At 72.1% G+C, this 17,500-nt stretch carries 14 protein-coding genes; 3 read left to right on the top strand and 11 right to left on the bottom strand.

The genetic code is table 11. The annotated features are described in order from the left end of the window. Nucleotides 1-148: 148 nt before the first annotated feature. From AB0B66_RS42245 to AB0B66_RS42235, 3 genes are all read right to left on the bottom strand, one after another. Nucleotides 149-1,723 carry a cellulose binding domain-containing protein gene (locus tag AB0B66_RS42245; protein ID WP_360541033.1) on the bottom strand — a complete coding sequence of 525 codons (1,575 nt, stop codon included), beginning with the start codon at nt 1,721-1,723 and terminating at the stop codon, nt 149-151. A 202-nt stretch (nt 1,724-1,925) separates the two neighbouring features. Then, on the bottom strand, nt 1,926-2,753 hold the full coding sequence (locus AB0B66_RS42240; RefSeq protein ID WP_360541031.1) for a GDSL-type esterase/lipase family protein: 828 nt from the start codon (nt 2,751-2,753) through the stop codon (nt 1,926-1,928). Between the two features lie 117 nt (nt 2,754-2,870). Next, the gene (locus AB0B66_RS42235) at nt 2,871-3,704 is read right to left on the bottom strand and encodes an SDR family oxidoreductase (RefSeq protein ID WP_360541029.1); all 834 of its coding nucleotides are present in this window, start codon (nt 3,702-3,704) and stop codon (nt 2,871-2,873) included. Between the two features lie 303 nt (nt 3,705-4,007). On the opposite strand from AB0B66_RS42235, the gene AB0B66_RS42230 reads away from it, so the two are divergent. Further along, complete coding sequence (locus tag AB0B66_RS42230) at nt 4,008-5,687, top strand: hypothetical protein (RefSeq protein ID WP_360541028.1); 1,680 nt, start codon at nt 4,008-4,010, stop codon at nt 5,685-5,687. A 19-nt stretch (nt 5,688-5,706) separates the two neighbouring features. On the opposite strand, the gene AB0B66_RS42225 is transcribed toward AB0B66_RS42230, so the two are convergent. From AB0B66_RS42225 to AB0B66_RS42205, 5 genes are all read right to left on the bottom strand, one after another. Continuing rightward, a complete protein-coding gene (locus AB0B66_RS42225; protein ID WP_360541026.1) occupies nt 5,707-6,195 on the bottom strand; it encodes a hypothetical protein in 489 nt (162 codons plus the stop codon). A 140-nt stretch (nt 6,196-6,335) separates the two neighbouring features. Next, entirely contained in the window at nt 6,336-6,533 is a 198-nt protein-coding gene (locus tag AB0B66_RS42220) for a hypothetical protein (RefSeq protein ID WP_360541024.1), read from the bottom strand. A 274-nt stretch (nt 6,534-6,807) separates the two neighbouring features. Beyond that, on the bottom strand, nt 6,808-7,818 hold the full coding sequence (locus tag AB0B66_RS42215) for an N-acetylmuramoyl-L-alanine amidase (protein ID WP_360541022.1): 1,011 nt from the start codon (nt 7,816-7,818) through the stop codon (nt 6,808-6,810). A gap of 264 nt (nt 7,819-8,082) precedes the next feature. After that, nucleotides 8,083-8,769, bottom strand: coding sequence for a tRNA (guanosine(46)-N7)-methyltransferase TrmB (gene trmB / locus AB0B66_RS42210; RefSeq protein WP_360541058.1), 687 nt, complete (start codon nt 8,767-8,769; stop codon nt 8,083-8,085). Between the two features lie 147 nt (nt 8,770-8,916). Further along, complete coding sequence (locus tag AB0B66_RS42205) at nt 8,917-9,141, bottom strand: TM2 domain-containing protein (RefSeq protein WP_360541020.1); 225 nt, start codon at nt 9,139-9,141, stop codon at nt 8,917-8,919. A gap of 357 nt (nt 9,142-9,498) precedes the next feature. Here AB0B66_RS42205 and valS point away from each other — a divergent pair, with 357 nt between their 5' ends. Continuing rightward, nucleotides 9,499-12,006 (top strand): valine--tRNA ligase, encoded by a 2,508-nt coding sequence (gene valS, locus AB0B66_RS42200; RefSeq protein WP_360541018.1) that lies wholly within the window; start codon nt 9,499-9,501, stop codon nt 12,004-12,006. Between the two features lie 159 nt (nt 12,007-12,165). Here the strand turns inward: valS and AB0B66_RS42195 are convergent, their stop codons facing one another. The 3 genes from AB0B66_RS42195 to AB0B66_RS42185 all read right to left on the bottom strand — a co-directional run bounded on the left by AB0B66_RS42195 (nt 12,166) and on the right by AB0B66_RS42185 (nt 14,674). Continuing rightward, complete coding sequence (locus AB0B66_RS42195; RefSeq protein WP_360541016.1) at nt 12,166-13,278, bottom strand: ABC transporter ATP-binding protein; 1,113 nt, start codon at nt 13,276-13,278, stop codon at nt 12,166-12,168. A 120-nt stretch (nt 13,279-13,398) separates the two neighbouring features. Further along, a complete protein-coding gene (locus AB0B66_RS42190; RefSeq protein ID WP_360541014.1) occupies nt 13,399-13,788 on the bottom strand; it encodes a helix-turn-helix domain-containing protein in 390 nt (129 codons plus the stop codon). 313 nt (nt 13,789-14,101) lie between these two features. After that, nucleotides 14,102-14,674 carry a YceI family protein gene (locus AB0B66_RS42185; RefSeq protein WP_360541012.1) on the bottom strand — a complete coding sequence of 191 codons (573 nt, stop codon included), beginning with the start codon at nt 14,672-14,674 and terminating at the stop codon, nt 14,102-14,104. Between the two features lie 247 nt (nt 14,675-14,921). Here AB0B66_RS42185 and AB0B66_RS42180 point away from each other — a divergent pair, with 247 nt between their 5' ends. Next, nucleotides 14,922-17,282: a transglycosylase domain-containing protein gene (locus AB0B66_RS42180; protein WP_360541010.1), complete on the top strand. Its 2,361-nt coding sequence runs from the start codon at nt 14,922-14,924 to the stop codon at nt 17,280-17,282. Nucleotides 17,283-17,500: the final 218 nt, after the last annotated feature.

Here is a 17,500-nt window from a genome sequence, read left to right as displayed (position 1 = left end):
TCATGTTCCGGCTTCGCCGTTGATCCACCGACTTGCCGGGCACCTTGACCGCGGATACCCACGATTGCCTGGCAAGTCGGTGGATCACGCCAAGGGACCCGGCCCGCGCATCGGGGGGATGGCCGCGGGCCGGGGGTTTCGGGGTGGGTCAGCGGGTGAAGCCCGCGGTGATGCGAGTGAACTCCCAGTCGGGCTGGGCGATGCCGCTGCAGGCGGACTGGACGCCGCCGCCGGCGCAGCCGCGGTCGCGGTTGACCGACCAGAACGACAGGCGGGCGATGGCGTTGGCGTTGGCCCAGTCCCGGATCTGGGTCCAGGTCGCGGTGCTGGTCAGCTCCTGCTGGTCGGACAGGCCGTTCATACCGGAGATGCCCAGGTGGGCGTTGGCCGTGGCGTCGTTCCAGCCGAAGGCCGTCTTGAGCGCGTTGCGCAGGCCGACCGCGGCGTTGACCGTGTTCTGGTACATGTTCGCGCCGCCGCCGAAGTCGAACGGCATGATCGTGAAGATGTCGATGTTCGCGCCCAGCGCCGCCGCCTGGTTGATCAGGCGGGTGCCCCACCAGCTCGGGCCGGTGGTCGTGGTGCCGAACGTGATGATCGTCTTGATGCCCGGGTTGTTCTGCTTGACGATCTTCAGCGCGCCGAGGATGCGGTCCTGCACGACCTCGTTCTCGAACTCGTCGGTGTTCTCGATGTCGACGTCGATCGCCTTGAGGTTGTACGCGTTGATGACCTGCTGGTACGCCGCCGCCAGCGCGGAGGCCGAGGAGCAGTTCGGGCCGAGCTTGTTGCCGCTCCAGCCGCCGATCGACGGCACGACCTCGCCGCCCGCGGCCCGGATCGCGTTGATGGTGGACTGGTCGGCCCCGCCGGTCAGCGGGCGGCTGCCGTCCCAGGCCGGCGTGCAGCCGCCGCCGGACAGGATGAACGCCATGGTGAACCACTTGATACCGGTGGCGCTCATGACCGTGGACGGCGCGGGCGGGTTGCCCCAGCCGACGTAGTAGTACGGCGCGGCGCCCTTGAAGTTCGAGGTCGGGCAGCCGGTCGTGGTGCCGGTGACGGCGTTGCTGGCCACCGACTCGCCGCTGTTGTTGTACGCCTTGACCGTGTACGTGTGCGACGTGCACGCGCCCAGGCCGCTGTGCGTGGCGGAGGTGCCGGTGACGGTGGCGCGCACGGTGCTGCCCTCGTACACCCGGTAACCGGTGACGGTGCCGGTCGAGGCGCCCCAGCTCAGCGAGATCGCGCTGTTGGTGGCCGAGGTGACCGACGGGTTGCCCGGCTTGCCCGGCACGCCCGCGGGCGGCGAGGAGGTCGGCGGCGTGCCGCCGCCGCAGCTCGCGCCGTTGACGGTGCAGTTGGTCGGGTTGCCCGATCCGTTGGCGTTGAAGCCGAAGCTGGTCGACGCGCCGGGGCCCAGCGTGCCGTTCCAGCCCACGTTGTTGGCGGTCACGTGCTGGCCCGACGTGGTCACCGCGGCGTCCCAGAACACGCCCATGGTGGTGCCGGAGGGCAGGTCGAACTGCACGTTCCAGCTGGTGATGGTGGCCGAGGTGTTGTTCGTGACGGTGAACTTGCCCTCGTAGCCGGTGCCCCAACTGGACACCTTGGTGAACGTCGCGGTCGCGGCGTGGGCCGCGGGCATCGCGACGAGGGAGATCGCGCCGGCCAGCAGTGCCACGCCCAGCGTGGCGAGGCCGGCGCGCAGGGACCTTCTCATGAGCGGGGAGTCCTTTCGAGATAGCGCGCGGCGGGCGACGGCTGCGGGGAGCACGTCGCCCGACGGCGAGCTGTGGGACGGTCATACGCTCATGAGCTTGAATGCCACACTAATTTAAAGACGATTAACAGTAAAGAGTGTTGTCGATTCTGGCACGGAAAGGGGCGCCCCACCCCGCGGGGCGCCCCCGGTCAGGCGTAGCTCACCAGTTGTGGCCGGCGGCGTACGAGATCTGGGCCAGCACCGTCTGCCCGGCCGCGTTCGGGTGGAAGTAGTCCCATGTGCTCACCTGCGACAGCGCGAACGGGTAGCTGAACACCGCGTTGTCGTCGAAGTCGCAGTTGGCCCCGTAGGCCGCGCAGGCCTGCGCGAGCTGGGCGTTGAAGTCGATCACGCGCTGGCGCACCCGGTCGCGGCGGTCCACATCGGCCTGCGCCGTCGAGGTCGGGTTGGCCAGCAGGGACTGGCAGATGCCGAACAGCGACCAGGCGCTGCGGGCCGACGACGAGCCCTTGCCGACCTCCCACAGCCGCTTGACGTCCGGGATCGAGATCAGCGCGACCCGAGCGTTGGGCAGCCGGGTCTTGAGGGTGTTCAGCGCGGTGTCGATGGAGGCCCGGAACGAGGCCACCGAGGTCATGCTCGACTCCGACCCGGTGCAGGCGTCGTTCGCGCCGATCAGGATGGTCACGTAGTCGACGTTGCGGCCCGCCACGGTGTTCGCCTGGCCGGGCATGTCAGCGGCCTTCGCGCCGCTCTTCGCGTCGTTGTAGTTGCGGCCGTTGATGGCGCTGTTCTTGGCCAGGATGCGCCGGTACTGGCTGTTCACCGAGGCGTAGCTGCCGGTGCTGAACGAGCGGGCGGTGCAGTCGGAGTACCAGCCGCAGGCGTTGAAGCCTCGGGTGATCGAGTCACCCATGCTGGCCATCGAGTTGGGGATGGGGCCGGTCGCGGCGGCTGCCGGGTTCGCCGACAGGAGCACCGCGGCCAGGGCAGCGGCGAGCGCGAGGGACGGACGCGCGAGACGCATGGGAGCCTGCCTTCCGGGGGTACGGAAAACGCGGATAAGGGGGCACGAACCACCGCGCGGGCACGCGGTTACCGAAGGGTAATGTCCGTGTGGCCTAGGTCACAAGACCCGGATTCCCTATTGGCCGTCCGCTTCGGACAGTCCTGCGTCCCGCTGGTACGCCGCCCGTGCCGCGCCATCCCCGAGCACCACCTGGTCCGGGACCAGCAGCCGGTAGGCCAGGTCCCGGCCGGACTGCGGCAGCAGCGCCAGCAGCCGGGTCAGCGGGTCCAGCCGGCCGGGCACGAACACCTCGAACCGGGGACGGCGGATCACCCGCTCCACGGCCGCGGCAACGGTCTCGGGGCGCAGCCGCGGCACGCCGCCGTGGCTGGTCCCGGCGGCCAGTTCGGTCTCCACGACCGCGGGCATGACCAGGCTGACCCGCACACCCGTGCCGCGCAGCTCGTGGCGGACGGCGGCCGCGTAGCCGTACACCGCGTGTTTGGTCGCGGCGTAGGTGGCCTCGCCGGGCGGGCTGATCCGGCTCGCCGCCGAGGCGATGGTGATGATCTGCCCCCGGCCGCGGGCCCGCATGCGCGGCGCGGCGGCCAGGAAGCCGTGCCGCACCCCGTGCACGTTCACCTCGAACTGCCGTCGCGCCGCCTGCTCCGGCTCGTCGGCGAACGGCCCGACCCACATCACGCCCGCGTTGTTCACCAGCACGTCCACCGGCCCGAACGCCTCCTCGGCCCGGTCCAGGAACGCGTGCACGCTCCCCTGATCAGTGACGTCCAGCTCCACCGGCAGCGTGCCGGGCAGCGCCTCGGCGGTCCGCGTCAGGGCGGGCAGGTCCCGGTCGCCGAGCACGACGTTCGCTCCGGCCCCGGCCAGCCGGGCGGCGATCGCCGCACCGATCCCCCGGGCCGCTCCGGTCACCGCCACCGTCAGACCTGCGACGTCCCGCCCCATCCCGCACACCTCTTCCACCGTCGGCCCGCAACGCGGTGGCACACCCTAACCCCGCGCGCGCCCGCGCGCCGCCTCGCTCTGCCGCACCCGCTTCACGCGACGACCGCCGGGTCAGGCCGGGCGTCATGTGCACCATGATCGTTCGACTTGCCTGGCACATGTGCGAATGCGGGCGCAAGATACGCACAGGTGCCAGGCAAGTCGGATGACCTTGGGGGTACGGCGGCCGCCGGGGATCGTCCGGGGTGGAGTGTTGACCTTCGGGGCTTCACAGATCGTGCGGAAGCGGGCACGATGAGTCCCATGCCTGAGGGGGGACGGCTGGCGCGTGCCCGCGAGCTGGTGAGCCGGCTCGACTTCCCGGCTGCCCAGCAACTGCTGCGCGACCAGCTCGCGCTCGCCCACCAGGATCCGCGGCACGCCGACGCCGCCGAGGCGGACACCGCCGCGCTGTACGCGGGCGTGCTGCTGCACCTGGGCGAGCCGCACGCGGCGCGCAGCTGGGCGGCGTACGCCCACGCCGCCGCGCAGGCCCTGCACGGCGACCTGGACCGGCGCGCCCTGCACGCGCTCGGTGTGCTGGCGGTGTGCCTGCACCGCACCGGTGCCCTGGACCGCGCCGCGGACCTCTACCAGAACCTGATCCGCGACCTGTCGACCGCCGACGGGCCCGACGCCGACCGCACCCTGTCCGCCCGCGCCGACGCGGCGGTCGTGGAGCACGCCCGCGGCAGCTGCGCCGACGGCCGCAGGCAGCTGGCCGAGGTGCTCGCCGCACACGTGTCCCGGCACGGCCCGGGGCACCCCGTCAACCTGCGCATGACCATCCGGCTGGCGGGCATGTGGCGCGACTGCGGCGACTTCGACCAGGCCCACGACCTGCTGGCCGGGGTACGCGCCCAAGCCGCGGTGCTGCCCGCCGACGACGACGTGCACCGGCTGCTGCAGGCCGCGCTGCACGCCCGCGCGCAGACCGAGCACCGCTGCGGCACCGCGCCCTCCGAGGACGAGGCCGGACGCGCCGGTGATCCGGGGCCGGGCGTGCTGCCGGTGCTGATCCCGCAGGCCGAGGACCTGATCCCGGGTCCGCACCAGCCCGCGCCACGGGCGGCCGAGCCGGACGAGTGGCCCGACGACGAGATCTTCGAGCGGTTCGACGACCCGGCCCGGCAGGCCCGGATCCGGCGCTCCGGATCGCGGGGCGCGCCGCCGCACCGCATGGACGACGCCGACACCGGTCTTGACGACTTGCTGGGCTTCGGCAAACCCGCGCCGGATCCCGACCCGACCGGCTTCGGCAGCCCTGCGCGGCAGGCCGGTCCGGGAGGCTTCGCGGCTCCCGCCCCGGGGCGCTCCGGACGCTCCCCGGACCGCGACCGCCTGCCGGATCAGGCGGGGGCCGGCGCGGGGCAGGCCATCCCCGCGCTGCATCTCACGCCGGGCAGGCCGTACGTGCCCGTCGATCCGGCGTACCCGATCGCCACGACGCCCCCACCCGGGTTGCTGGTGCCGCAGCGCGGCACGCCACCGCCACGGCGGCGGCGCGGCGCAGGGGCCGCGGCGCTGGCGGTGGTCGCCGCGGTGGTCGCGATCGTGGCGCTGGTGGGAACGTTCATCCTGGCAGGCGGCCCGGACACCGGTGAGGCCACGCCGTCGCCCGCCGCCACCCCGAGCGGCCCGGCCTCGTCCGCGCCACCGCCGGTGACCGGGCTGGCCGTCGCCGACCTGGGCACGCGACTACGCATCACCTGGTCCTACCCCGACGGGGCGACCGCGGCGGTGGTGCTGTCGGCCGCGCCCGCCGGGCAGCCGATGCGCGCGTTGCAGTCGCTGCCCGCCGGGACGGAGACGGTCACCCTGCCCGGCTTCGACCCGAGCCGGGACTACTGCGTCACGGTCACGCTGGCGTACAGCACCGACCAGACCGTGATGGCGCCTCCGGTGTGCACCGATCGGCGGCGGTCCCCCGCGGCCCGCCCCTGATCACTGCCACGAGCAGCGGTCACCGCGCCGAGCGGGCCGCCGCCGTGGCCGCCAGCTCCCGCAGCCACAGGCTCTCCCGCTTGCGGCGCTCCATGGTGGCCAGCACCGCGGGTGGCAGCGGGGCGTGCCGCAGGTGCAGCGCGACCAGTTTGGCCAGTGTCATCACCGGTATGTCGTAGGAGCTGTCCTCGGCAAAGGTCAGCAGTTCGGCGACCAGGTCCGGGGGCAGCTCGCCGGGCAGCAGCGGGCACAGCGCCCCGATCACGCTGTCGACGTGCCAGCCGCGATCGTCGCGCCGGTGCCGCAGCAGCGCCTGCAGCAGTGCCGTGAGCTGTGCCGGGGGCAGCCCTGCCGCCAGGTCCAGCAGCGGCCGCATGCCGTCGACGCCCGCCGCGCCGCCGGAACGCCGCAGCGCCACCAGCGCCGAGGCAGCCTCGTCGAACTCGCCGCCGGCGGCCAGGCGCTCCACCCGGTCGAGCAGTTCGGTGTACGTCACCAGGCCGGACATCCGCCACCCGCCCCGGCGACACGGTCCACAATGGTCTGCATCGTCATGCCGCGGGAGTGTATTCAGGGGCACCGACAAAGAAGATCCGCCGACCCCGTTCCGCTGGTGCGGATGGGATCGGCGGATCGTGGAGCTGCCGGTCAGCCGGCGCGGCGGTTGGCCCACAGCCGCGGGCCGTGGCCCTGGCTCGACTTGGGCGTGAACGCCTGCTTGCCGAACGCCTGCTGCTGGGACTTCTTGCCCTTGGCACGGCGCTCGGCGCGGTTCATGGGCTCCTGCTCGACCTCTTCCGCGGTCTCGTCCGCGGCGGGGTTCTCCGAGCTGTGATCTTCACGCATGAGTGTCTCCTACGGATGCGGGCACGCCGACGGCTGCCGGAACGGGCAGAGGCGTGGGGAAAGACGGATCAGACGGCGCGGGCCCGTGGGCCGGCGCGGCACGCTCGCGGCGCCGGGAGCACCGGCGCGGGCGTGGGGATCACGCTCAGATGTACATGCGCAGGAGCCTAGCAGGCCGCACGATGATCCGCATCCGCGCAACGGGTGTACACGCACCGCAGCCGCGCCTGTGCCGTCGGGACGGCACGGACGCGGCTGCGGTCGGCGGTGTGGATCAAACCCGGGTGAGCTTCACCGCGTCGGCGATGACGTACCCTGCCCCGCCGCTCCAGCGGCTCACGCCGACGGCGTTGTAGTCGCCTCCGGCGAGGCTGAACGTGCCCAGGTTGACCCAGACGCCGCCACTGCCCTGCTGGTTGACCTGCACAGACACGTTGCCGCCGGTGGTGGCGATGACGTACGGCGTGGTCGCGTTGTAGCCGGTGTTGGCCGGATACCAGACCTCGACCCGGTAGCTGGCCGTCGCCGGGATGTTGAACTTGTACCAGGCGGCGTCGGAGACGGCCGCCGGGTTGGCGTACCGGTAGTCGGCGCCGTAGCGCTGGGACGAGTACGTCGAGGTGCCCCAGTTGGCCGAGGCGGTGAACCGGCCAGAGGTCGTGTTGTCCACGGTCGACGTCCACGACGGCGGGGGCGTCGTGCCGTTGACCAGCGACATGAAGTACGACCAGTTCCAGCGCGAACCCGGGTCGGTGTGGGTCGCGCCGGGGACCTCGTTGTGGCCGATGATGTGGGCCCGGTCCCGCGGGATGCCGTACTTGCTGGTCACGCTGCGCACGATGGCCGCCGACGCCTGGTACATGGCCTCGGTGTACCAGCCGTCCTGCTCCACGTAGCCCTCGTGCTCGATGCCGATGGACTGCGTGTTGTAGGTCCAGTTGCCGGCGTGCCAGGCGACGTCGGCCTCGCGCACCATCTGGGTGACCGCGCCGCCCTTGGACACCACGTAGTGGGCGCTGACCTGCGCGGCCGGGTTCTGGAACCAGTTGATGGCGCTGGTGTACGAACCCTGGACCGTGTGGATGACCACGTAGTTGATGTTGTAGTCGGATTCGCGGCTGGCGTCGGTGTAGTTGCTGGTGCTCGCGGGCACCCAGGCCGCCGGACCGTAGTCGGTGCTCGCCTGCGCGGCGGTGGGCACGGACAGCAGCGCACCGAGGGTCAGCGCGACGCCGCCCGCGAACGCCGCCGCCCGGCGCAGCAGGGGTGTGGCGGTAGCCACCATGGGAGAACCTCCCGGGGTAGAGGAGTCTGGTGGCCACACATTAATGAAGATATATCGATTCCGTCGAGAACCTACAAGTAACAACTAGACGACGAAACTTACCTCCAAGAGTGAACCCGAGCCGTCACCCGCCCCGCCCCGCCCCGCCCCGCCCCGCCCCGCCCCGCCCCGCCCCGAATAGACGTTGGCCTATCACGTCGACTCAGACGAGATCAAAGTCGATGTGATAGGCCAACGTCAATGACAAAGCGGGGCGGGCGCGCGTCAGGGGGTGCGGTGGTAGAGGAGGTCGAAGATCTGGCGGCCGGCGGCTATGCCCCGCTGCTCGAACTTGGTGACGGGGCGGTGGGCGGGGCGGGGGGCGAAGCCGTCGTGCAGGTTGGCCAGGCCGTCGGCGGCGTCCAGGACCTCGGCCATCTGCTCGGCGTAGTCGGCCCAGTCGGTGGCGCAGTGCAGCACCCCGCCGACGGCCAGTCGCGAGCGCAGCAGCGCCACGTTGTCCGGCTGGATCAGCCGCCGCTTGTGGTGGCGCGCCTTGGGCCACGGGTCGGGGAAGTAGACGTGCACGGCGGCCAGGAGGTCCGGAGCGATCATGTGCCGAAGCAGGTGCAGCGCGTCGCCCTGGGCGACCCGTACGTTGGTCAGCCCGCGCTCCTCGACGACGGCCAGCAGGTTGCCCAGGCCGGGCGGGAACACCTCGACGGCCAGGTAGTCGCGGCCCGGGTCGGCGGCGGCCATGGCGACGGTGGCGTCGCCCATCCCGGAGCCGATCTCCAGCACCAGCGGCGCGTCACGGCCGAACAGAGCCGCGGTGTCCAGCGGTGCGCACTTGGAAAGCTCAGTCGGCTGCGCGATGTCGACGCCGTAGGTGGGCCACAGCCTGGTCAGCGCGTCCTCGTGGCGTCCGCTCACCCGCCCGCGGCGGGGGTAGAACGTGGTGATGCGCGTCATGTGGCGGCCGTCGTCGAGCGTGCCTTCGAGGGCGCCGGCCAGGTCAGAGGTGGTCACAAGAGAACCAGGATACAGCGGCGGCCCCCCGCGCCGAACGGGCGCGAGGGGCCGCCGGTCGCCCGCGTCAGCGCGCGGGCGCGGGTTGGCTCACTTGGCGAGCGCGTTGCCCTGCTTGTCCGAGAACTTGCCGATCAGGATCATGATGAAGTCGATCAGCACCCACAGGCCCAGGCCACCGAAGGTGATCAGCATCAGGATGCCCGTGCCGATCTTGCCGACGTAGAAGCGGTGCACGCCCAGGGCGCCGAGGAAGAAGCAGAGCAGCAGGGTGACGAGCCAGGACTTGCTGGCGGTCGCCGTCGTCGTGGTCACAGAGGTGTCCTTCTTGTCAGGGTGGGCCGGTCGCCGAGCCGCGACCAGCGAGAACGGACCGTAACAACCGCCCCACCCGTGGACAACCGCCACAACGGCCGATCCGCGCTCATCCCCACAGCCAGGCCTTGTCCGCCGGGGGTGGACGGGGCAGCAGAGATCGGGCCGACCGGTTACCATCGGCACAAACGAGCGACGTCGAAGGAGGAGCCATGACCCACGCGCTCTTCACGTCGTTCGTCGTACGCGTAGCCGACTCGGGCCGCGCGTAGTCTCTTCGATCGCCGCGCCCCAGGGCGCGCGGTGGTCACCCAACCTCTCTCGCGTTCGGGGCGCTCATCCCACCGAGGTGAGGTCATGAACCTTCCGGACAAGCCGACCATCGACGGTCTGCCCGACAAGTGGGCACAGCGCTGGGAATCCGAGCGCGTGTACCGCTTCGACCGTGCCGCGCCGCGTGAGCGCGTGTTCGCCATCGACACCCCGCCCCCGACCGCCAGCGGCGAACTGCACGTGGGGCACGTGTTCTCGTACACCCAGACCGACGTCATCGCGCGTTTCCAGCGCATGCGCGGCAAGGCGGTGTTCTACCCGATGGGCTGGGACGACAACGGGCTGCCCACCGAACGTCGGGTGCAGCAGTTCTTCGGGGTGCGCTGCGACCCGTCGCTGCCGTACGAACCGGGGTTCACGCCGTCCGAGAAGCCCGGCAAGAGCCAGGTGCCGGTGTCGCGGCGCAACTTCATCGAGCTGTGCGAGCGGCTGACCGCGCAGGACGAGGAGGCGTTCGAGCGGGTGTGGCGGCTGGTGGGCCTGTCGGTGGACTGGTCGCTGCTGTACACCACGATCGGGACGCGGGCCCGCGCCGTGTCGCAGCGGGCCTTCCTGCGCGCGCTGAACCGGGGGGACGCGTATCCGGCGCAGGCCCCGACGCTGTGGGACACCACGTTCCGGACCGCGGTGGCGCAGGCCGAACTGGAGGACCGGGACCGCCCGGGGGCGTACCACCGGCTGGTGTTCCACCCCGACGACGCCGCGGCGGGGCCGATCACGGTGGCCACGACGCGCCCGGAGCTGCTGCCCGCCTGCGTGGCGCTGGTGGCGCACCCGGACGACGAGCGCTACCGCCCGCTGTTCCGGAGCACGGTGCGCTCACCGCTGTTCGGCGCGCGAGTGCCGGTGCTGGCGCATCGGCTGGCCGACCCGGCCAAGGGCGCCGGCATCGCGATGGTGTGCACGTTCGGCGACACCACCGACGTGATCTGGTGGCGTGAGCTGGACCTGCCCACACGGCCCGTGCTCGGCTTCGACGGCCGTTTCCTGCCCGACGCACCCGACGGCCTGTCCGAGGCCGGCAGGGCCGCCTACGCCGGGCTGGCCGGGGCGACGGTGCACACCGGACGGGAGCGCATCACCGCGCTGCTGCGCGACAGCGGAGAGCTGCTCGGCGAGCCGGAGCCGATCACGCACCCGGTGAAGTTCTACGAGCGCGGCGACAAACCCCTGGAGATCGTGTCCACCCGGCAGTGGTACATCCGCAACGGCGGCCGCGACGAGGCGCTGCGCGACCGGCTGCACGCGCGCGGCCGGGAGCTGACCTGGCACCCCGCGCACATGCGCACCCGGTACGAGCACTGGGTGGCCGGGCTGGCCGGGGACTGGCTGATCAGCCGGCAGCGCTTCTTCGGCGTGCCGATCCCGGTGTGGTACCCGCTGGACGCCGACGGCCTGCCCGAGCACGACCGGCCGATCACGCCCGCCGAGCAGGCGCTGCCGGTCGACCCCAGCTCGGACACCCCGCCCGGGTACGCCGAGGACCAGCGCGGCCGCCCCGGTGGTTTCACGGCCGACCCCGACGTGATGGACACCTGGGCCACCTCGTCGCTGACGCCGCAGATCGCGGGCGGCTGGGGCTTCGACGACGACCTGTTCGCCCGGGTGTTCCCGATGGACCTGCGCCCGCAGTCCCACGAGATCATCCGTACCTGGCTGTTCGCCACGGTGCTGCGCGGGCACACCGAGCACGACGCGCTGCCCTGGCGCAACGCGGCCATCGCGGGCTGGATCCTGGACCCGGACCGCAAGAAGATGTCGAAGTCGGTGGGCAACGTGGTGACGCCGCTGGGCCTGCTCGCCGAGCACGGCTCGGACGCGGTGCGCTACTGGGCCGCCGCGGCCCGGCCGGGCGCGGACACGGCCTTCGACACCGGCCAGATGCGGGTGGGCCGGCGGCTCGCCATGAAGATCCTCAACGCGACCCGTTTCGTGCTCGGCCTCGGCGAACCCGGCGCGGCCGCGACGGTGACCGAGCCGCTGGACCGCGCACTGCTGGCCGCGTTGCAGCCCGTGATCACCGAGGCGACCGCCGCGCTTGACGGGTACGACGCCGGCCGTGCCCTGGACGCCGTGGAGCGCTTCTTCTGGCTGTTCTGCGACGACTACCTGGAACTGGTGAAACTGCGCGCGTACGGCCAGCACGGCCCGGCGGGCGCGGACTCGGCCCGGCTCGCCCTGCGCACCACGCTGTCGGCGCTGCTGCGGCTGCTCGCTCCCGTGCTGCCGTTCGTGACCGAGGAGGCCTGGTCGTGGTGGCAGCCCGGCTCGATCCACACCGCCGCCTGGCCTGCCCCGTCCGACCTGGACGCCCTGGCGGGCGACCCGGCCCCGCTGGCCGCCGCGACGGCCGCGATCGAGGCCGTGCGCCGGGCCAAGTCCGAGGCCAAGGTCTCCATGCGCACTCCCCTGCGTTGCCTGACCGCCCCCGAGGACGACGCCTTCACCCGCATCGAGCAGGACGTCCGCGACGCCGGCGTGATCGCCGCCATCACCCGCCACCCGTCCCCCGCCTACGTCGCCCACCTCTGACCGAAGGAAGGGCACCTTCACATCGCCATGGGTAGAGGAAGGTGCCCTTCTTAACGGTGGTCCTCGGGAAGATCGCTGTTTGCGGACGAGAAGTGAGGTCAGGCCGCACTTTTGGACCGCAGACAGCGATCTCCCCCGCGACCGCGGCTCGGCGGTGGGTCAGTACGGGTACGCGCGGGTCTCGGTGGCCTTCACCGCGGCCCAGACCTCGCTGCCGGGCAGCAGGCCGAGCTGCGCGGCCGACGCCGGGGTGATCTCGGCGGCGGCCTGGATCGGGCCGCCCAGCTCCACCCGCAGGTGGTCGCCGTGCGGCAGCACTCCGACCACGGTCGCCGCCCACGTGTTGCGCGGGCTGCCCGCGGGCTGCCGCGGGTGCAGGGCCACCGCCGAGGGCGGGAAGGCGAGGAAGGCGTCGCCGTGCACCTCGTCGTCGGCGACCATGCTGAAACCGCCGGGCAGCGTCACGGTGTGACCGTCGGCCCGGCCGCGGTACAGGTTGAGCCCCACCAGCCGGGCGACGTACTCGGTGCGCGGCCGGGCGGTCACCTCCGCGGCGTCGCCCTCCTGAACGATCCGGCCGTCCTCGACGATGACGAGCCGGTCGGCGAGCACCAGCGCGTCCAGCGGATCGTGGGTGACCAGCAGTGTCGCGCCCTCGTGCGCCCGCAGGTCGTGGTGCAGCCGGGCCCGGGTCTCCATCCGGGTACGCGCGTCCAGCGCGGCCAGCGGCTCGTCCAGCAGCAGCAGGTCGGGGCCGACGGCCATGGCGCGGGCCAGGGCCACCCGCTGGGCCTGCCCGCCCGACAGCTGCCGGGGCCGCTGCCGGGCCAGCCCGGTCAGCTCGACGCGCTCCAGCCAGCGGGCCGCCTCGGTCCGCGCCACGCGGCGCGAGGCTCCCCGCGCCTGCGGGCCGAACGCGACGTTGTCCAGCGCGGACAGGTGCGGGAAGAGCAGGTAGTCCTGGAACACCACGCCGACCCGCCGGTGCTCGGGCGGCACGAAGACACCCGCGGCGGGGTCGTCGAGGACCTCCTCGCCCAGGCGCAGCCGCCCGGCGTACAGCGGCAGCAGTCCGGCCAGCGCGCGCAGTGCCGTGGTCTTGCCGGCGCCGTTGGGTCCGAGCAGTGCCACGACCTCGCCCGGAGACACCGACAGTGTGACGTCGAGGCGGAACCCGGGCCGGTCGACGACCAGGTGCGCGGATAGCAGCGGCCGCCCCGCCGGCCACCCGCCGACCGCGGGACCCGCCCCACGCGGGCGCACCGTGCTCATGATCGCTCGACTTGCCGGGCAGGTGTGCGAATCTTGGCAGGCCATTCGCCCGGTTGCCCGGCACGTCGGATGATCATGCGGCGGGGGCGCCGGACGGCCACGGGACGGGCGGGCCGCGGGTCAGTCACGCTCGACCACCACGTTGGTGGACTTGATGACGGCCACGGCGACGCTGCCCACGTCGAGGCCGAGTTCCTCGACGGCCTCGCGGCTCATCAGCGACACCACCCGGTAGGGGCCGGCCTGGATGTCGACCTGGGCCATCACGGTGTCCTTGACGATGGCGGTGACGATGCCGCGCATCCGGTTGCGGGCCGAGGAGCGGTCGGCGCGGCCGTCGGGGTCGTCGGCCTGGGTGCGGGCGTACGCCGCCAGGTCCTCCCCGGCCACCATCCGGTGGTCGTGCTCGTCGCGGTGCGCCCGCAGCCGGCCCGAGTCGACCAGCCGCCGCACCGTGTCCGCACTGACGCCCAGCAGCTCCGCCGCTTCACCGATCCGAAATGCGGTCATGTGGCGAATCTACCCCTGGCATCTGCGACGGCGGCGGAGTCCGTCGACCCGGCCGCGCGAGCCGGCAGGGGGCGGCCCGAACGGACCGCCCCCTGCCGAAAAGATGCCGGGGAACCCGGCTGCCCCGAGGAGACGGAAGGCAGCGGCGGGTTCCCCGATCGCCGGGCGTGCCGCGCGGCCACGCGTACGCCCGGCACATCGCGGCCGCGACCGGTCCGGACGCCTCCCGCGTGTTCCCGGGGCACTCCCCCAAGCACCACCGGGGCGGGGCGTCGACGGACCGTAGGTCGCGGCCGCGCGGAGCCCGTCAGGCTCAGGCCTGGCGGGTGGCCTCGCCCTCAATCTCGATCTTGAGGGTCTTGCCGAGCAGGACGCCACCGGTCTCCAGCGGCTGGTTCCAGGTCACGTTGTACTCCTCGCGGTCGATCTCAGTGGTGGCGGTGAAGCCGAGGACCTCCTGGCCCCACGGGTTCTTGGCCACGCCGCCGAACTCGAGCGCGAGCTCGACCGTCTTGGTGACGTCCTTGATGGTGAGCTCGCCGACGAGGGTGAACTCGTCGCCCGACACGGCCCGCAGGCCGGTGCTGCGGAAGCTCAGCTCCGGGTACTTCTCGATCTCGAGGAAGTCGCCGGTGCGCAGGTGGTTGTCGCGGTCGGCGACACCGGTGTCGATGCTGGCCGCCTGGATCACGGCGGTGACCGACGAGGCCAGCGGGTCTTCGGCCACGACGATCTCACCGGCGACGTCCTTGAACGAGCCGCGGACCTTGCTCACCACCATGTGCCGGATCACGAAGCCGACGCGCGTGTGCGCGGCGTCGATGGCGTAGGTGCCGGCGGCGGGGATGGTCAGGCCGTTCCAGGTGCGGGTGTTCAGCGTGGTCATGTCGGTTGCCCTCCGGTAGACGTAGCGCGAAGCTGTTTACGTGACGGTTCAACTATACGCATCGCAACGATATTTCGGGTAGCGCCGCTCTGTTTTCCGGGTCACCCGAACGAGCCCATGAACAGGAAGACCGCATACCCGGTCGACATATGCCCATTTCAGATGAGATGCACGCCACAAATCCTGGCACATCGGAGATCTCCGGGCAGTCTTGAGCATCCCCGACCCCTCCCCCGAAGGTGCCGCGATGCCGCCGCTCAACCGGATGACCCGACTCACGCTGCTCGCCGTGGTCGCGGGAGCCGTGGTCGCCGCCGGGGCGATGCCCGCCGCCGCGCTGGCCAATTGGGCGGTGGAGCAGTCCGCGCCCGCCTACGACACGCTCCCCGAGGTGCTCAAGCACCCCACCACGGCACAGGCCAGCTACCTGTACGCCAACGACGGCAAGACCGTCGTCACCACCTTCTACGACGAGAACCGCCGTGACGTGACGCTGGCCGAGGTCGCCCCCGTCGTGCCGCAGGCCGTGGTCGCCGCCGAGGACGCCCGCTTCTACTCCCACCACGGGGTGGACCTCAAGGGCGTGCTGCGCGCCGTGGTCGCCAACGGGGCCAGCGGCGGCGTCTCCCAGGGCGCGTCGACGCTGACCATGCAGTACGTGCGCAACGTGCTCAAGAGCGACCCGTCGCTGTCCACCGAGCAGCGCGCCGAGGCCACCGAGCAGACCCCCGCCCGCAAGATCCGCGAAGCCCGGTACGCCCTGGCGCTGGAGAAGGAGCTGAGCAAGGAGCAGATCCTCCAGGGCTACCTGAACATCGCCTACTTCGGCTCCGGCGCGTACGGCATCCACGCCGCCGCCCACACCTACTTCTCCAAGGACCCCGCGCAGCTGACCCTGAGCGAGGCGTCGCTGCTGGCCGGGCTGCTCCAGTCGCCCGAGGCGGACAGCCCGCTCAACGGCGGCATCGAGCGCGCCCTGTCCCGCCGCGACTACGTGCTGACCGCGATGACCGGCACCGGCGCGATCACCGCCGCGCAGGCCGAGACCGCCAAGGCCGACACGCCGGTGGTCAAGCGCGGCGCGAACCCCAACGACTGCACCGCGTCCCGGCAGGGCTGGGGCTTCTTCTGCGACTACTTCCGCAGCTGGTGGCGTGACCAGGACACGTTCGGCGACACCGCCGAAGACCGGGAGCAGGCGCTGCGCCAGGGCGGCTACCGCATCGTCACCACGCTCGACCCGAAGCTCCAGAACGCGGCGCAGGCCCAGGTGACCAAGGTGTACGGGTACACCGACAAGCGCGCCCTGCCGATGGCCGTCGTCGAGCCCGGCACCGGCAAGGTGCTGGCGCTGGCGGTCAACCGCCACTACAGCGCGGCGGCCGGCGCGGGCAACACCATGAACCAGCTCGTCGCGGGCGGCACCGGCATCCACGGCTACCAGGCCGGTTCGACCTTCAAGATGTTCACGATGCTGGCCGCGCTGGAGGCCGGCAAGACCCTCGACACGAGCTTCGACGCGCCGACCAAACTCACCACCACCTGGCCCGAGGCGACCGGCCCGGCCAGCTGCGACGGGTACTGGTGCCCGCGCAACGCCAACCCGGCCTGGATGGACGGCAAGCGGGACATGTGGACCGGCTTCGGCCGCTCGGTGAACACCTACTTCGTCTGGCTGGAGCAGCAGGTCGGCGCGGACAAGACGATCGAGATGGCGCAGCGGCTGGGCATCAGATTCCGGCATCCGGACAACGCCTCGCACGCGGCCACCGACGCCGCGGGCTGGGGCTCGTTCGTGCTGGGCGTCTCGCTGACCACGCCGCTGGACCTGGCCAACGCGTACGCGACCCTGGCCGCCGACGGCGTGTACTGCTCGCCGCTGCCCGTCACCGCGGTCACCGACGGCACCGGCAAGCAGCTCGACGTGGCGAACCCCGCGTGCGGACCGGCGGTCAGCCCGGAGATCGCGCGGGCGGCCACCGACGCGGCCCGCTGCCCGGTCGGGCAGTCCGGCGCGTTCGGCCGCTGCGACGGCGGCACCGCCACGGCCGTGTCGGACCTGCTCGGCGGGCGCGCGGTGGCCGGCAAGACGGGCAGCTCGACGGACAACATGACCGAGTCGTTCGTCGCGTACACCCCGCAGCTGGCCGCGGCGGCCATCGCGGCGAACCCGGACACCCCCACCGACGCGGTCGGCGCGGCGGTGCTGTCGAAGGTGTACCGGGCCGTCGGCTCGACGCTGGCCACCGGGTCGGCGGGGCTGGAGGTCAAGGACTTCCCCGCCCCGCAGCGCACGTCGGCGTTCTCGCCCGAGCCGGTGCCCACGGAGCCGGAAAAGCCGCGGGACGAGTCCCACGACGGCAACGGCGACAACTCGCACGACAACGGCGACGACCGGCCCGGCCGCGGTGACGACAACAACGACAACGGCAACGGCGACCACAACGGCGACAACGGGAATGACAACGGCGCCGGCGGGGACAACGGCTCCGACGGCGGCGGGGACACCGGCTCGGGCGACAGCGGCTCCGGGAGCAACGGCGATGGCCGTCCTGGCCGTGGCGGCGGCTGGTCGGGCGGCTCGCAGCCGTCCGGACCGGGCCGCTGACCAGCGGCACCCTGCCCCTTGAGTTAAGAAGGGCACCTTCTTCAACGCGGAGCGTTAAGAAGGCGCCCTTCCTTTGGGCTAACCCGTCAGGAGAGCGGCGGGTAGGCGTTGGCCATCAGCTCAGCGAACTGGGCCGGGAACCACGCGCCCGAGATCGGGGCGTTGGGCAGGGCGCCGGTCAGGTTGTTGCCGTTGAGCTGGTTACCGGTGTAGGTCGG

This window comes from Catellatospora sp. NPDC049111, from assembly GCF_040648615.1.
Classification (GTDB): Bacteria; Actinomycetota; Actinomycetes; order Mycobacteriales; family Micromonosporaceae; genus Catellatospora; species Catellatospora aurea.
This window is presented reverse-complemented; position numbering and strand designations above follow the sequence as displayed.

What these genes read in the sequence shown, in the direction of transcription:
- AB0B66_RS42245 (WP_360541033.1), bottom strand. Translation starts at nt 1,723, where the DNA reads ATGAGAAGGTCCCTGCGCGCCGGCCTCGCCACGCTGGGCGTGGCACTG.
- AB0B66_RS42240 (WP_360541031.1), bottom strand. Translation starts at nt 2,753, where the DNA reads ATGCGTCTCGCGCGTCCGTCCCTCGCGCTCGCCGCTGCCCTGGCCGCG.
- AB0B66_RS42235 (WP_360541029.1), bottom strand. Translation starts at nt 3,704, where the DNA reads ATGGGGCGGGACGTCGCAGGTCTGACGGTGGCGGTGACCGGAGCGGCC.
- AB0B66_RS42230 (WP_360541028.1), top strand. Translation starts at nt 4,008, where the DNA reads ATGCCTGAGGGGGGACGGCTGGCGCGTGCCCGCGAGCTGGTGAGCCGG.
- AB0B66_RS42225 (WP_360541026.1), bottom strand. Translation starts at nt 6,195, where the DNA reads ATGTCCGGCCTGGTGACGTACACCGAACTGCTCGACCGGGTGGAGCGC.
- AB0B66_RS42220 (WP_360541024.1), bottom strand. Translation starts at nt 6,533, where the DNA reads ATGCGTGAAGATCACAGCTCGGAGAACCCCGCCGCGGACGAGACCGCG.
- AB0B66_RS42215 (WP_360541022.1), bottom strand. Translation starts at nt 7,818, where the DNA reads ATGGTGGCTACCGCCACACCCCTGCTGCGCCGGGCGGCGGCGTTCGCG.
- trmB (WP_360541058.1), bottom strand. Translation starts at nt 8,769, where the DNA reads ATGACGCGCATCACCACGTTCTACCCCCGCCGCGGGCGGGTGAGCGGA.
- valS (WP_360541018.1), top strand. Translation starts at nt 9,499, where the DNA reads ATGAACCTTCCGGACAAGCCGACCATCGACGGTCTGCCCGACAAGTGG.
- AB0B66_RS42195 (WP_360541016.1), bottom strand. Translation starts at nt 13,278, where the DNA reads ATGAGCACGGTGCGCCCGCGTGGGGCGGGTCCCGCGGTCGGCGGGTGG.
- AB0B66_RS42190 (WP_360541014.1), bottom strand. Translation starts at nt 13,788, where the DNA reads ATGACCGCATTTCGGATCGGTGAAGCGGCGGAGCTGCTGGGCGTCAGT.
- AB0B66_RS42185 (WP_360541012.1), bottom strand. Translation starts at nt 14,674, where the DNA reads ATGACCACGCTGAACACCCGCACCTGGAACGGCCTGACCATCCCCGCC.
- AB0B66_RS42180 (WP_360541010.1), top strand. Translation starts at nt 14,922, where the DNA reads ATGCCGCCGCTCAACCGGATGACCCGACTCACGCTGCTCGCCGTGGTC.